Source organism: Flavobacterium cerinum (assembly GCF_004028155.1).
In the GTDB taxonomy this organism is placed as follows: domain Bacteria; phylum Bacteroidota; class Bacteroidia; order Flavobacteriales; family Flavobacteriaceae; genus Flavobacterium; species Flavobacterium cerinum.
The window spans coordinates 172401-187653 of sequence record NZ_SBII01000005.1; the positions used below are offsets into that span (position 1 = coordinate 172401).

The 15253-nt window shown below is 37.1% G+C and carries 16 protein-coding genes; 8 read left to right on the top strand and 8 right to left on the bottom strand.

The annotated features are described in order from the left end of the window. Positions 1-12 precede the first annotated feature (12 nt). Positions 13-1221, bottom strand: coding sequence for a THUMP domain-containing class I SAM-dependent RNA methyltransferase (locus EPI11_RS09415; RefSeq protein WP_128389712.1), 1209 nt, complete (start codon positions 1219-1221; stop codon positions 13-15). Positions 1222-1279: 58 nt separating this feature from the next. Here EPI11_RS09415 and EPI11_RS09420 point away from each other — a divergent pair, with 58 nt between their 5' ends. Genes EPI11_RS09420 through EPI11_RS09455 form a run of 8 tightly spaced genes read left to right on the top strand, consistent with a single transcriptional unit; the run spans position 1280 to position 6391 of the window. After that, positions 1280-2011 (top strand): class I SAM-dependent DNA methyltransferase, encoded by a 732-nt coding sequence (locus EPI11_RS09420; RefSeq protein ID WP_128389713.1) that lies wholly within the window; start codon positions 1280-1282, stop codon positions 2009-2011. Position 2012: 1 nt separating this feature from the next. Continuing rightward, a complete protein-coding gene (locus tag EPI11_RS09425; protein ID WP_128389714.1) occupies positions 2013-2720 on the top strand; it encodes a ZIP family metal transporter in 708 nt (235 codons plus the stop codon). A gap of 22 nt (positions 2721-2742) precedes the next feature. Continuing rightward, positions 2743-3558, top strand: a complete 816-nt coding sequence (gene murQ, locus EPI11_RS09430) for an N-acetylmuramic acid 6-phosphate etherase (protein WP_128389715.1) — start codon at positions 2743-2745, stop codon at positions 3556-3558. Continuing rightward, complete coding sequence (locus EPI11_RS09435; RefSeq protein WP_128389716.1) at positions 3545-3772, top strand: DUF6095 family protein; 228 nt, start codon at positions 3545-3547, stop codon at positions 3770-3772. Before murQ ends, EPI11_RS09435 begins: the two co-directional genes overlap by 14 nt. A 4-nt stretch (positions 3773-3776) precedes the next feature. Next, the gene (locus tag EPI11_RS09440) at positions 3777-4346 is read left to right on the top strand and encodes a DUF1572 family protein (RefSeq protein ID WP_128389717.1); all 570 of its coding nucleotides are present in this window, start codon (positions 3777-3779) and stop codon (positions 4344-4346) included. Between the two features lie 9 nt (positions 4347-4355). Next, complete coding sequence (locus EPI11_RS09445) at positions 4356-4727, top strand: DNA topoisomerase IV (protein WP_128389718.1); 372 nt, start codon at positions 4356-4358, stop codon at positions 4725-4727. Positions 4728-4739: 12 nt separating this feature from the next. Then, a complete protein-coding gene (locus EPI11_RS09450; RefSeq protein ID WP_128389719.1) occupies positions 4740-5513 on the top strand; it encodes a TerC family protein in 774 nt (257 codons plus the stop codon). Between the two features lie 32 nt (positions 5514-5545). Continuing rightward, positions 5546-6391 carry an aminoglycoside phosphotransferase family protein gene (locus EPI11_RS09455; RefSeq protein ID WP_128389720.1) on the top strand — a complete coding sequence of 282 codons (846 nt, stop codon included), beginning with the start codon at positions 5546-5548 and terminating at the stop codon, positions 6389-6391. A 32-nt stretch (positions 6392-6423) separates the two neighbouring features. Here EPI11_RS09455 and EPI11_RS09460 read toward each other — a convergent pair whose 3' ends face one another. From EPI11_RS09460 to ychF, 7 genes are all read right to left on the bottom strand, one after another. Then, on the bottom strand, positions 6424-9057 hold the full coding sequence (locus tag EPI11_RS09460) for a DNA gyrase/topoisomerase IV subunit A (protein WP_128389721.1): 2634 nt from the start codon (positions 9055-9057) through the stop codon (positions 6424-6426). A 65-nt stretch (positions 9058-9122) separates the two neighbouring features. Continuing rightward, a complete protein-coding gene (locus tag EPI11_RS09465) occupies positions 9123-10979 on the bottom strand; it encodes a DNA topoisomerase IV subunit B (protein ID WP_128389722.1) in 1857 nt (618 codons plus the stop codon). 113 nt (positions 10980-11092) lie between these two features. Beyond that, a complete protein-coding gene (locus EPI11_RS09470) occupies positions 11093-12073 on the bottom strand; it encodes a transglutaminase domain-containing protein (protein ID WP_128389723.1) in 981 nt (326 codons plus the stop codon). A gap of 83 nt (positions 12074-12156) precedes the next feature. Then, positions 12157-12840: a TIGR02117 family protein gene (locus EPI11_RS09475; protein WP_128389724.1), complete on the bottom strand. Its 684-nt coding sequence runs from the start codon at positions 12838-12840 to the stop codon at positions 12157-12159. Continuing rightward, positions 12824-13363, bottom strand: coding sequence for an NADPH-dependent FMN reductase (locus EPI11_RS09480; RefSeq protein ID WP_128389725.1), 540 nt, complete (start codon positions 13361-13363; stop codon positions 12824-12826). Before EPI11_RS09480 ends, EPI11_RS09475 begins: the two co-directional genes overlap by 17 nt. Positions 13364-13401: 38 nt before the next feature. Further along, positions 13402-14043 (bottom strand): hypothetical protein, encoded by a 642-nt coding sequence (locus EPI11_RS09485; RefSeq protein ID WP_128389726.1) that lies wholly within the window; start codon positions 14041-14043, stop codon positions 13402-13404. Between the two features lie 95 nt (positions 14044-14138). Then, a complete protein-coding gene (gene ychF / locus EPI11_RS09490; RefSeq protein ID WP_128389727.1) occupies positions 14139-15233 on the bottom strand; it encodes a redox-regulated ATPase YchF in 1095 nt (364 codons plus the stop codon). Between the last annotated feature and the right edge of the window lie 20 nt (positions 15234-15253).

Sequence of the window (15253 nt, forward strand, 5' to 3'; positions counted from 1 at the left end):
TTGTTCATCTCTTTAAATATCAGTTGTCTGTTCGTTATTTTCTATATCGCCTTCTGTTTCTTCATTACGTTGAAACTTGGTTCTTTTGCTGCCTTCATACATTTCGTATTTCACAAAACGTGTTTCCAGCTTACCGTTAAAAAGTTTGATCTTACGGGAAGGTTTAAGTCCCACATATTTAAGAGCTTCAAGATTTGCCGTAATAAACCAGGCGTGTGTACCCGGGTATGATTGCTTAAGCGTGTCGCCAATATCCTGATAGAAATTCTCCATATCAATATCAAGCCTTTCTCCGTAAGGTGGGTTGAATACCATATGTAACGGACCTCTTGTTTCTTTTTCGGTAGTAAAGAAATCTTCCTGCCTTATGGTAACATACTCATCAAGGTTGGCATTTTTGATATTGTCTTTAGCCTTCATAACTGCCGAAGGTGCTTTGTCATATCCTTTTATGGTATAATGAAACTCACGCGTTCTCTTCATCAGCGAATCTACGATCATATCAAAAAGGTCGTTGTCCCAGTCACTCCATTTTTCGAAAGCAAATTCCTTACGGTTAATGTTTGCAGGGATATTACAAGCGATCATAGCTGCTTCAGCCAGTATTGTTCCACTTCCACACATCGGATCAAGGAAATCACCCTGACCATCCCATCCTGAAAGTAATAGCATACCTGCTGCTAATACTTCGTTTATAGGTGCAATGTTTGTAGCTGTTTTATATCCCCTTTGGTGGAGTGAATTACCCGAAGTGTCTAGTGCTACAGAGCATTGGTCATCGTGTATATGTATGTTTATGCGTAGATCCGGATAATCTTTATCGATGCTTGGTCTTTTACCGTAACGATCCCTGAATTGGTCTACAATTGCATCTTTAACTTTTAATCCAACAAACTGTGAGTGATTAAAACTATCTGAATGCAGGGTTACATCTACAACAAAAGACTGGTTTGCGTTTAGATATTTTGACCAATCAATACCCTGGATACCTTTATAAAGGCTCTGCTCGTTGAATGCCCTGAAGTAATAAATTGGCTTAAGTACCTTAAGGGCAGTACGTAACGAAAGATTGGCTTTATACATAAAGCCTTTATCTCCCTTAAAACTAACCATCCTTACGCCCTGCTCTACTTCCTGCGCACCTAAAACCTGCAGTTCTCTGGCAAGTATCTCTTCAAAACCAAAAAAGGTTTTGGCAATCATTTTAAAATTATTTTCCATGTGTGGGTCTCAAATTCTTGGCAAAAATAAACTAATTTTGCGGGTACATTCAATGAATATGCAAAAAGAAACAAACAACTGGTTTGCCTCTTGGTTTGATACACCTTATTACCACATACTATACAAGGACCGGGACTATGAAGAAGCGCAGCTTTTCATGGACAATATTACCCAATATTTAAACCTGCCTGATGATGCCAAAATTTTGGATCTGGCTTGTGGTAAAGGCAGGCACTCTATATATCTTAACCAATTAGGTTATGATGTTACCGGTGCCGATCTATCTGAGAACAGTATAACCGAAGCTGCTAAGAACAGCAATGAAAAACTGCACTTTGAAGTGCACGACATGCGCGAACCTTTCGATCAGAAGTTTGACGCTATTTTTAACCTCTTTACGAGCTTTGGATACTTTGAAGATGATAATGATAACATCAAGACGCTAAAAGCGATTACAGAGAGCCTTGTTGAATATGGTTTTGCTGTTATCGATTTTATGAATGTGCCACAGGTTCTTAAAAATCTGGTGCCCGAAGAAGTAAAAACCGTAGATGGGATCGATTTTCATATAAAACGTTATCTAAAAGACAATCACATCTATAAAGAAATTGATTTTGAAGATAAAGGTGAAAAATATCATTTCACCGAAAAAGTACAGGCACTGACACTTGAAGATTTTGAGAGAATGATGGAAGAAGCCGGTATTTATTTACTTGATACCTTTGGTGATTATAAATTAAAGAAATTTTTCAAAAACGAGTCTGAGCGTTTAATCATGATCTTTAAATAGTATGATATATATTCTCCCTTTATTATCGGTTATTCTTGGTTATGGTATAGCACTTATATTAAAGCCAACGAATAAAAAAAATCTTAAACTATTACTTGCATTTAGTGGAGCTTTCCTTCTGTCTCTTACGGTAATGCATCTTTTGCCTGAAGTGTATGAGAATAGCCTTCATGCGCATGAAGGGCATGATCACGGCCACAATAATTCCATTGGGATTTTTATTATGGCGGGTATCGTGTTCCAGATAATATTAGAGTATTTTTCTAAAGGTGCTGAGCACGGACATGTTCATGCTCATGGAAACGAACACCTTACTAAGATGCCATGGTTACTTTTTTTAAGCCTTTGTATTCATGCATTATTAGAAGGTATGCCGGTAAGCCATCATCATGATATGGCGTGGGGAATTGCAATTCACCACTTCCCTATTGCGATAATATTAACCGCATTCTTTGTTAATTCAGGACTTAAGAAACCCGTAATAATGTTGTTTATGCTGGCTTTTGCCATCATGACACCCTTAGGTACACTTATATCGGATCAGTTGGAATTTATAAGCCATTATTATACAGAGATATCTGCTATTGTAATTGGTATACTATTCCATATATCATCTACAATAATTTTTGAAAGCAATGAAGGTCATAAATTTAATCTTGCAAAGCTTATTGTTATTATCTTAGGGGTTATTCTCGCCTATTTTCTTTGAATATATTTAAAAGTTTATTAGAATGTCTTTTACAAGAATCACCGAACAAAGTTCTAAATATGAGCATCTTGAAAAGATGTCGATAACAGATTTGCTTCAGAATATAAATAACGAAGATAAAACTGTACCCTTAGCTATTGAGAAAGCGCTTCCGCAGATTGAAAGCCTTGTAAAAAGAGTTGTTGACCGTTTAAAAGATGGTGGACGCTTATTTTATATTGGAGCAGGAACCAGCGGACGCCTTGGCATTGTGGATGCTTCGGAATGCCCTCCTACTTTTGGAGTACCTTTTGACCTTGTTATCGGACTTATTGCCGGTGGTGACACTGCTATAAGAAGAGCTGTAGAATTTGCTGAAGATGATAGCGAACAAGCCTGGAAGGATTTATCGGAGTATAATGTGAACAGTAAAGATGTTGTTGTAGGCATTGCAGCATCAGGTACAACTCCTTATGTTATTGGCGGACTCGAAAAATGTAATCAAAACAGTATTCTTACCGGGTGCATTACATGTAATGAGGGTAGTCCATTAGCTGCTGTTGCGCAATTCCCGATTGAGGTTGTTGTGGGGCCGGAATTTGTTACCGGAAGTTCGAGAATGAAAGCCGGTACTGCTCAAAAACTGGTATTGAACATGATCTCTACCGCGACGATGATACAGTTAGGTCGTGTAAAGGGTAATAAAATGGTTGATATGCAGCTAAGTAACCACAAACTGGTTGACCGTGGCGTAAGAATGATAATGGATGAAATAAATGTTTCCCAAGAAGTAGCATCTGCCCTTTTAGAGGAACATAAAAACGTTAGGAAAGCAATAGAAGCATATGGCAACAGATAAAAAAATACTGGCAAAAGGTATACGTTACCTTAGCGGAGCATTGCCTTTGTTCTTTATAGGTCCTGTTGTAATACACAGTTCTTTTAAAAATGAAAAACACTTTTTGTTTATACCTGTACTAGGAATTGGTATTGTATTGTGCATACTTGCTATGTTATTAATGTTTAAAGGCCTGAAAACCATTATGAACAGCCTTTTTGATAAAGAAAAATAAAGTTATGAGTGTTAGCGAAAATTATCTTGCAAGTATAAAAAAGCAATTTCTTTACTACAAGGGTATTGCAGAAAAAGCAATGGACCAGCTTAATGAAGAACAATTTTTCATCTCTACAAATGAAGATACGAATAGTATTGCGAATATTGTAAAACACCTACATGGTAATATGCTATCCCGATTTACCGACTTTTTAACTACCGACGGGGAAAAAGAATCGCGTAACCGTGATGGTGAATTTGCAAATCCCGAGGCTTATACAGATAAAGACACTTTACTAAGTGAATGGAAAAAAGGTTGGGATTGTCTTTTCAATACGTTAGACAGTCTTACTGTTGAAAACCTTAGCGATACAATTTATATTAGAGGTGAAGGTCAGACGGTAATTGAAGCAATAAACAGGCAGCTGGCACATTACCCTTATCATATTGGTCAGATCGTTTTTTATGCCAAACAATTAAAGCAATCGCCTTGGCAAAGCCTTTCTGTACCTAAAAACCAGTCGGAAGAGTATAATAAAATTAAGTTTGCCGAAGAAAAAGCAAAACGTGATCCTAGTGATCTGCATAAATAAAACCAAATGATGAAAAAGTTACTACTTATACCTGTTGTGCTTTTATTAGCTTCCTGTTATCAACAGGAACGCAATTGTAAAGATTTTAAAACCGGAAAATTCAGTTTTGAATTTGAAATTGATGGTGTGAAGAAAACCACCGTTTTTGAGCGTACAAAAGATCTTGAAATTGAAACATTTGAAGGTAAAACAGATACTTCAACAATACGTTGGGTTAATGACTGTGAATATATTTTAGAGAAGATCCATCCTAAAAATATGCAGGAAAAAAAGGCTGTACAAATGAAAATTTTGACTACTAAAGAAAATTCATATACCTTTGAGTTCTCCATTGTAGGAGATACACATAAACAAAAAGGAACTGTAACCAAACTCAACTAAAAAATAAACTCAATGTTTGACGTTTTTTTAAATCCCGATGCCTGGGTTGCCCTTGTAACCCTAACGTTTCTTGAAATAGTATTAGGTATAGATAATATTATCTTTATCTCTATTGTAACAGGTAAATTACCTCCCGAAGAACGCAAAAAAGCGACAAGAATAGGTTTATTCCTTGCCATGTTTATGCGTATTGGCCTTTTATTTGGTATCACATTGCTGATTGCAATGAAAGAACCTTTGTTCAGCTTTGATTTTGGCTGGTTCAGTGGGCATTTTACAGGTCAGGCATTGATATTATTACTTGGAGGATTGTTTCTTATTTATAAGAGTACAAAAGAAATTCACGAAAAAGTTGATCATAAAGGTGAAGAAGAACATACGCTTGGCAGTGTTGCTAAAAAATCATTTTCAAGTGTTATCATTCAGATATTGTTAATTGACATTATTTTCTCTGTAGATTCTATTCTAACGGCTGTAGGTATGACAAATGGTATTGAAGGTGCTTTGATAATTATGATTACTGCGGTAGTGATCTCTGTGGGGGTTATGATGTTGTTTGCCGTACCGGTAGGTAACTTTGTTAATGCTAACCCATCAATACAAATCTTAGGACTTGCTTTCCTTATTCTGATAGGCTTTATGCTTATTACAGAAAGCATGCACCTTTCAGAAGCTCAGCTTGCGGGTCAGCATGTAGGCGCAGTACCTAAAGGGTATCTTTATTTTGCTATTGCATTCTCATTGGCAGTAGAGTTTATTAACATGAAAATGAGAAAGAAGAAATAAAAAGAATTCTTATAGCCGTAAAACTTTTTTTGATGAATGAATCGGATAAAAATATAGCTACTGAATATCTTAAAAAATATACCAAATTATGGAAGCTATCCCCAGACGGGGATAGCTTTTTTACTTATTGCAGTTTGTTGCAGCCGGTAATTTATAAAGATACACCTGCCATGATAAAAATACCAATGGAAGCCGAAGAACGAAAAAGTTCGCTTTTGATGGTTTGGTGGGATGGAAATGGTGCTGCAAAAGTGTTGGAGTACGATGATAATGCATTATTATTAGAAAGAATATCAGGTGATCATATCTCTTTAGTAGATATGGTTAAGCAAAACAGGGATAACGAAGCAACATGTATTATATGTTCTGTAGCAAAAAAGCTGTATACCATTAAAAAAGAACATCCATTAGGAATTACAACACTTGAAACGTGGTTTAAGGATTTATGGCCAGCTGCTGTTAAATATAGAGGTATTATACAGGAATGTGCTGTTATTGCCAGGGACATTCTGGATAATCAAAATGATACTGCTGTTTTGCATGGTGACCTGCATCATCAAAATGTACTTTATTCTAATACTTCGGGATGGGTCGTAATAGATCCTAAGTGCCTTATTGGCGAGCGTGCGTTTGATTATGCAAATATCTTTTGCAACCCCGACAAAGAAACAGCTTTAGCTCCCGGTAGATTTATGGAACGTTTACAGATTGTAAGTAAAGAAGCTGATCTGGATACTAAACATCTTTTGAGATGGATAATAGCCTGGTGCGGACTTTCAGCTGCCTGGATATTAAATGAACCTCAAGAAGGTGAAACTCCGGATATTGATCTTGGTGTTGCGGAAATTGCATTAAGAATTTTAAATGAAAAGCAATAAAAAACTCCCGGTTTAACCGGGAGTTTTTTATTTTAATCTAAGGATAATGTTATTTGTCCATCATCATCCAGGGTCATGTTTTCATCAGAGACATCAGTATCGCCTGTTACTTCCATTTCTTCCGGAATTTCTTCTACTGGTGGTTCAAACGGCAATGACTCAAGAAGATTTATTTGTTTTATCTTATCAGCTGTAAGTTGGTTTCCTAAAGCCTTTATACCTTTTACAGCTATAAAGTTTTCAAGGTCTATTTCCTGGTTCTCTTTCTGAACTCCCTTTACTTTAGCATATACTACTTCAGCTACAGGGCGATAATCGGTAGATACTATTTCCAACTGTGATTTTGGGTGTTCCGTAATAAACGTTTCTTCTTTGTTCTCGCTTTCTACAAGGAATCGTTTTATAAAGTAACGTTCTTTTTCACCATCAAAGTAAATTGCTGAGATTGGCTTATTAGGTACCCATTTCTCCAATACGATCATACCTTCTTCAAAATGCGTAGTGAGTTCCGGAACTATAGTTTTTAGTTTCCCGGACTGGTTTATAATAAGTAGTCTGTCATTAGGGCGGAATTCACCTAACAGTTCTCCCCTGCCATCTACATTGAGGCGGTGAACGGTATCATCAAACCATACCCTTCTTGGTTTAAGTGTAGAGATTCCTTTTTCTTTAAGCTCAATTTTCTTGATCGGATATTTGGTTACCAGGTTTCCTTTTGATGCACGGCCTTTAATAGCCATAGCAGCAAAATCAAGGTCGAATTTCAGTTTTTTAACGCTGCCTACCTGACGCAGTAGTATTGTAATGACCTCGGCCTCTCCGTTAGGATTGTGTGAGAAATACAATACCATCGAGTCTTTCGTGCCCGCAGTAAGGTCATACGGTTTATCACGGGTAACCCCGGATACGTTAAACCTTTTAATATATGATGGTCCTGATTTACCGTCACGGTAGATCATGTTATAAATGGTGCGTTTGTCGTTTTTATCGAATACGGCAACATGAATGATATCTTTGCCCACAAAGGTTTTTACATCTACCTTAGTAATCATCATGGTACCATTACGCAGGAATACAATAACATCATCGATATCAGAACAATCGGCAACATATTCGTCCTTCTTTAAACCTGTACCAACGAAGCCTTCCTCACGGTTAACGTATAGTTTGGTATTACGTAATACTACTTTTGTTGCTTCAATATTATCAAAGCTTCTAAGTTCAGTTTTACGTTCGCGTCCTTTACCGTATTTGTCTTTTAGGTTCTGGAAATAAGCAATAGCAAATTCAATAATATTGTCTAAATGATGTTTTACCTGTGCAATTTCACCTTCTAAAGCTTCTATCTTTTCTTCGGCTTTGTCAATATCAAATTTAGAGATACGCTTAATTCGGATTTCCGTTAAACGGATAATATCTTCTTCAGTTACATCACGTCTAAGATGGGTTATAAAAGGTTTTAGGCCTTCATCAATTGCTTTTATAACACCTTCCCATGTTTCTTCTTCCTCAATAGCACGGTAAATCCTGTTTTCTATGAATATACGCTCTAACGACTGGAAATGCCATTGTTCTTCAAGCTCGTCAAGCTGTATTTCTAATTCTCTCTTTAAAAGATCTACAGTTCTTTGGGTAGATATTTTAAGCATATGGGTAACTCCCACAAATAAAGGTTTATTATCTTCAATAACACATCCTAGAGGTGCAACCGAGGTTTCGCATGCTGTAAAAGCAAACAAGGCATCAATTGTTTTATCAGGTGAAACACCTGCCGGAAGATGGATTAAAATCTCTACATCTGCTGCGGTATTGTCTTCGATCTTACGAATCTTAATTTTACCCTTTTCGTTGGCTTTCAGTATACTGTCAATCAACGTAGTTGTATTGGTGCTGAAAGGAATTTGTGTAATTACAAGTGTACTTTTGTCCAGTTGTCCAATTTTTGCACGGACACGAACACGCCCGCCCCTCATACCGTCATTATATGCCGAAACATCAGCAATACCTGCGGTAGGAAAATCAGGGTATATTGTAAAAGGTTTGTTCTTTAATATTTTAATAGACGCATCAATAAGCTCTATAAAGTTATGTGGCAGTACTTTAGTAGAAAGTCCAACAGCAATACCCTCTGCTCCCTGTGCTAATAGCAATGGGAATTTTACAGGAAGGTTAATAGGTTCATTACGCCTGCCGTCATAAGATGACTGCCAAGGTGTAATCTTTGGACTGTATAAAACTTCTAAAGCAAATTTAGACAGACGTGCCTCAATATAACGAGAAGCTGCAGCACCGTCTCCTGTAAGGATATTACCCCAGTTACCCTGAGTGTCGATAAGAAGTTCTTTCTGGCCAATTTGTACCATCGCATCACCAATACTCGCATCACCGTGCGGGTGGTACTGCATGGTGTGTCCTACAACGTTGGCTACCTTGTTGTAACGGCCATCGTCAAGTTCTTTAAGCGAGTGCATGATCCTTCGCTGAACGGGTTTAAAACCATCCTCAATGGCGGGAACAGCACGTTCCAGGATAACATAAGACGCGTAATCCAGAAACCAGTCTTTGTACATACCGGTTACCTTGGTAATCGTATCGCCTCCTTCTGAATTTTCGTTCTTATCGTAAAAATGTCCGCCTTCTATAGGCTCTAAGTTTTCTTCGTCCATGTATCTCCTTTCAAATTGTATTTGAAATTATTCTTTTTTAATATCTGTAATAGCCTGATAGTTAACTATTCTTCTTTGACAACATCAAGTTCTACTTTAAGGTTGTTGATAATGAATTCCTGTCTGTCCGGTGTGTTTTTACCCATATAGAATTCCAATAATGTTTCTACTGGTGTAGCCTTGTCCATCAATACAGGATCTAAACGAATGTCCTGACCGATAAAGTGTTTGAACTCGTCAGGTGATATCTCTCCTAATCCCTTGAATCGGGTTAGCTCAGGTTTACCTTTCAGTTTTTCTATGGCGTCACGGCGTTCCTGGTCAGAGTAGCAATATATTGTTTCCTTTTTATTACGTACCCTGAACAACGGTGTCTGTAAAATATACAGGTGGTTTTCTTTTATAAGTTCAGGGAAGAACTGAAGGAAGAACGTGATAAGCAGCAAACGGATGTGCATACCATCAACGTCGGCATCGGTAGCGATCACAATGTTATTGTAGCGCAGGTTCTCCATTTCATCTTCGATATCCAAGGCTGCCTGCAGCAGGTTGAATTCTTCATTTTCATAAACGATCTTTTTGCTCATACCGTACGAGTTTAAAGGCTTACCCCTAAGACTGAAAACGGCTTGGGTGTTAACATCTCTCGATTTGGTAATTGATCCTGAAGCCGAATCCCCCTCAGTAATAAAAAGGGTACTTTCTAAGCTTCTCGGATTTTTAGCATCGGTAAGGTGAACACGGCAGTCACGCAGTTTTTTGTTGTGAAGGCTGGATTTTTTTGCCCTGTCTCTTGCCAGTTTACGGATACCGGAAAGTTCTTTACGTTCACGTTCTGCCTGTAGTATTTTTCGAAGCAAAGCTTCAGCTACATCAGGATTACGGTGTAAAAAGTTATCAAGTTTATTCTTAACAAAGTCATTTACAAATGTTCTTACGCTTGGCCCTTCCGGTCCCATATCGGTAGAACCTAATTTGGTTTTGGTCTGTGACTCAAATACAGGTTCCTCTACTTTAACGCTAATTGCACTAACAATAGATTTACGGATATCTGAAGCTTCAAAGTTTTTATTGTAAAATTCTTTGATCGTTCTTACAATTGCCTCACGGAAAGCTCCTAAGTGTGTACCACCCTGTGTAGTGTTCTGCCCGTTCACGAAGGAGTAGTATTCCTCGCTGTATTGGGTTTTACTGTGTGTCATGGCAATCTCGATGTCCTCATCCTTTAAATGGATAATCGGATAGATCCTGTCGTCTTCAGTAATTGTTTCGCCAAGAAGATCTTTAAGTCCATCTTCGCTAAAATATTTTTCACCGTTAAAAATTATTGTCAGCCCTGTGTTCAGGTAACAATAGTTTTTAAGCATTTTAATTATATACTCAGTCCTGTACTTGTAGTTCTTAAAAATAGCTTCATCTGCAATAAAGGTTACCTTCGTTCCTTTACGCTTTGTGGTTTCTATCTGGTCTTCTTCAAGGGTAAGCTCACCGGCAGAAAATTCAGCTGCTTTAATCATATTATCCCTTACCGATTCTACACGGAAATAATTGGATAGGGCATTAACTGCCTTTGTACCCACACCATTCAAACCTACAGATTTCTTGAACGCTTTGGAGTCGTATTTACCACCGGTATTCATTTTAGAAACTACATCAACTACTTTACCCAGTGGAATACCACGGCCAAAGTCTCGAACGCTAACAGTTTTATCTTTTAGGGTAACTTCAATTGTTTTGCCGGTACCCATCACAAATTCGTCAATACAGTTGTCAATAACCTCTTTTATAAGGATATAGATACCGTCATCGGGAGACGATCCATCACCCAGCTTACCGATGTACATACCCGGACGCATACGGATGTGCTCCTTCCAGTCAAGTGAACGGATGTTGTCTTCAGTGTACTGATTCTGCTCCAGCATAAAATTTAAGGATTTTCTGCTAATGTACCATTTCTACTTAAAAAATGAAAGCCGGATTGCAGAAATTTATCAATACTCGATCAATAATCAGGCTCTTTTTTGAGGCCGTTAATTTATGTCGTATTTATCTTATAAGTTACTACTGATCTTTGATTGATGTAAATGGTAAGTGTCCCGTTCGATTTGCCATCTACCGGCACAATAAACTCAGTTGTATCTCCATTTTGTTTCAGTTCAGCTTCTTTAAATACCTTGTCTTTGCTAAAAGCGTAATGTACTTTATCACCTGGTTTAATATTCCTGACATTAAATGCTACACTAACTGGTTTTGAGACTTGTATTGTTCCTTTTTTCGGACTTAAAAACTCATAACCATCCATTAAATAAGTACCGTAATACAAAGGTAAATTTGCAAAATCCTGTTCTGTTTTTTGTGTTAACAGCCACTTTTTATCATCCGGAAAATGGTTGAGGAAAAATACATCCGGATCGGTGAAAAAGTACTTGTCGTTGAATTTAAAGACAAACTCAGGTTTGGCTCCGGTTACTGTTCCTGCACCCCATGTGGCATCAACAAGTTTCCACTCGTTGTTAATTTTTACTAGATTCCAGGCGTGATCGTTAGCTCCCGGACCTTTACCAATATGCATAGGGTGTGATTTAGATGTTCCCGGAACAATTTCGGACTCTAACCCTACCTTCTCTGCCACAACAGCAAATAAGGTTGCATAGCCCTGGCAAACCCCTTTTTTAGATTTCAGGGTTTTAGCGGCAAGGTCTTCTTTGAATTTTTTCTGTTTGGCTTCTTTTTCTTCCTGCGTCCTGAATGAAAAGGCAGCTGGCCTTTCATTTACACCATAAGCAGGAAGATCGTATTTTATATTAACAGCAATCCAGGTGAATATGGCGCGTGCTTTTTCATCATCGCGCTTAAAGTCTTTACCCACCTGTTCGGCAAACTTATCGGGTGACGAAAATGTTTTTGGATAATTTTTAACCATGGCATCTACTTTTGTATAATCCTGAGCATTTACCGAAATGGTAAATGACATGAATAAAAGTAATATACTGATTGTATGGGAGATATTTTTCATGCAGAAGAATATCCAATAATCTTGCCATTTTTTAATTTCTTAATGACTGAGTTACTTAGTCGTTTAGACGCTAAGTGGCTAAATCATCGGTAATGATAAAATATCCCCTTGTCATAAGGTGTCCATAACGAAGCTTTTTGGTTGGCTGCCTTGAGTGCGTTGTTAGCCCAGGTATTACAGGTATAAAACAAGCTGTATTTTCTATTGGCTTCATAGAAAGCATCATACTGTCCATAACTTTGGTTAGGTATCCATTGCAATTTGTTGTTAGTGTCAAGTGCAAAGCTGTCTTCTATGTATTTAACGAGGTTTTTATAATCTTTTTTACTGATCGTGACTTTTACGCATTCATTGTCTTCTTTTACTTTGTAGTAAAACCTTGTATGCATAGCCGATGTACCCAGATGAAAAGCTGCTTTTAAAGCCGTACTGGCTTTAAGATCGCTCCACTGTGGGGTTTCAAGATAAAAACCTTTATCGCCCCATCCAAAGGCTACAAACTTCATAATACTGTCTTTGGATTTTGTATGGCTGAATAATATGTCTCTGGTCCAGTCTTTTGTATCGTTTTTTATTGGAACTAAAATATCGGTATGTACCCCGTTAGAGTTTATGTAAATAGTTACATCATTGCTCTTTTCGGGATTGGAGTTTACAGGGATATGCGCCAGTATAAACGCTGCAAGCAGGTATAAAACGATAAATGCACCAATGCTAAGGATAAATCTTCCTGTAAATTTTAAAAACTGCTTAAGCTTTTTGTTCATAGTCGAAATTTCTTATAATTTCTCTTAACGCAGTATCGTATTCTATATTTGAAATTTTACTGTTTTCTTTATCAAAATTTTCTTCAAAACTTGGTAATGAGAAAGTTGCTTTAATATTTCCACCATACCATTGAAGGCTTATTTTTGCAGCTTCAAGTGAGCTTGCACCACCACGCTTACCTGGCGATGTGGAAAGTAATAGTAATGGTGTGTTGTTGAATACTAGTTTTTTCTGGCGTGAAGCCCAGTCGTATATGTTTTTAAAAGCAACCGTTAATCCGGCATTGTGTTCGGCTACAGAGATTACAAGTATGTTTGCGGCTTCTATTTTATCAAGAAATAAACGCGCTACAGGAGGTGCGCCAATAAGCTTTTCTTTGTCTACACTGAATAAAGGCAGCTCGTAGTCATTAAGGTCGATAATCTCTATTTCGACATCTTCAAATAATCCTGCGGCATAAGCAACCAGTTTTTTATTGATTGAATGTTTACTGCTGCTTCCTGCAAAGGCTAATAATTTCATGGTGTGTTTTTTGGTTACCAAGCTAAAATACAAATAAACTATTTTACTTTTTTATATTTCATATCATAACCTAAATCTTTCGTTTTAAGTATTTTTCGAAACTCTCTACGCGTTGGATTTATATTAACAATTGTGGTGTCTGAATTTATTTTGATATTCGTTACTAATGGTTTTAATTTAGTATAATCATTACGCGACATTAAAAATTTAATTTTCAGGCTGTCCTTTTCTAAAGAGAGAATTTTAATATACCATGAAATTGAATCTTTATAGCTTAGTACTATTTGTCCATTAATGTGTTTTGCTTTCTGTCTTGGTGAAAAAGAAAAAAGTGTATCTCTAAACATTTTTAAATAAACGGAATCTCCTTTTTGTTCAGCAGTGAATGTTTCACTATTATCATTAGTGGTAAACTTTCCATTTTTTAAAGTTCCAATCGAATCAATTCCGGATTTATGATATGCCATAGTTGACTCTTTAAAAATAATATAATCGGTTATGTAAAGAGTTGTTTGATTTTCCTGATTGTATTGTCCTCTATATTTAGTAGGTATGGTGGAAAGTTCTGAATCGTTTATGGGTTGAGGGTTATCAAAAAAAAAATCAGTTTCTCCTTTTGCAGTTTCTTTGCATGATGCAAAAAGGAATCCTGTAAGTATAAAAAGCAAACATTTTTTCATAAGATAATATTTACGCAAATATACCAGAAAAGCCTGCTGGATATTGTCCAGCAGGCTTTATTTTCTAATTTTTCAGTACTAAATATAAATACTGATTATACGTTAAATCTAAAGTGCATTACATCACCATCTTTAACGATATATTCTTTTCCTTCTACACGAAGTTTACCAGCTTCTTTTACTTTAGCTTCCGATCCGAAAGCTACATAATCATCATAAGCGATAACCTCTGCACGGATAAATCCTTTTTCAAAATCAGTGTGTATAACTCCTGCAGCTTGTGGTGCAGTATCTCCAACATTAATAGTCCATGCTCTAACTTCTTTAACACCTGCTGTAAAATACGTTTGCAGTTTAAGTAGTTTGTAAGCCGAACGGATCAATAAAGAAGCTCCCGGTTCTTTAAGACCAAGGTCTTCAAGAAACATTTGGCGCTCCTCGTAGGTTTCAAGTTCTGTGATATCCGCTTCAGTACCTACAGCAAGTACAATTACTTCTGCATTTTCATCTTTAACCAGTTCACGAACCTGTTCTACATAAGCATTACCTGTTGCAGCAGCACCTTCGTCTACGTTACAAACATAAAGTACAGGTTTTGTAGTGATCAATTGGAAACTTTCCATTAATTCTACTTCATCATTGTTTTTAGGTTCTACAGTTCTTGCAGATTTTGCCTGAAGCAATGTTTCTCTTATCCTGTCAAGCAAAGCTTCTTCAGTCTGTGCTTCTTTATTTCCTGTTTTTGCAGCTCTTCTAACTTTTTCAAGACGTTTTTCAACAGTCTCAAGGTCTTTTAGCTGAAGTTCTATATCAATAGTTTCTTTGTCACGGATAGGATTTACATTTCCGTCAACGTGAATGATATTATCATTATCAAAGCAGCGAAGTACATGGATGATAGCATTACACTCCCTGATGTTACCCAGGAACTGGTTGCCTAATCCTTCACCTTTACTTGCACCTTTTACAAGACCGGCGATATCAACGATATCTACAGTTGCAGGCATTACACGCTCAGGATTAACAAGTTCCTCCAGTTTTTCAAGCCTTGGATCAGGAACATTTACAACCCCGATATTGGGCTCAATAGTACAAAATGGAAAGTTTGCACTCTGCGCTTTGGCGTTGGACAAACAATTAAAAAGTGTTGATTTTCCCACATTGGGTAATCCTACTATACCTGCTTTCATTTAATTAACTGTTTTTTTAA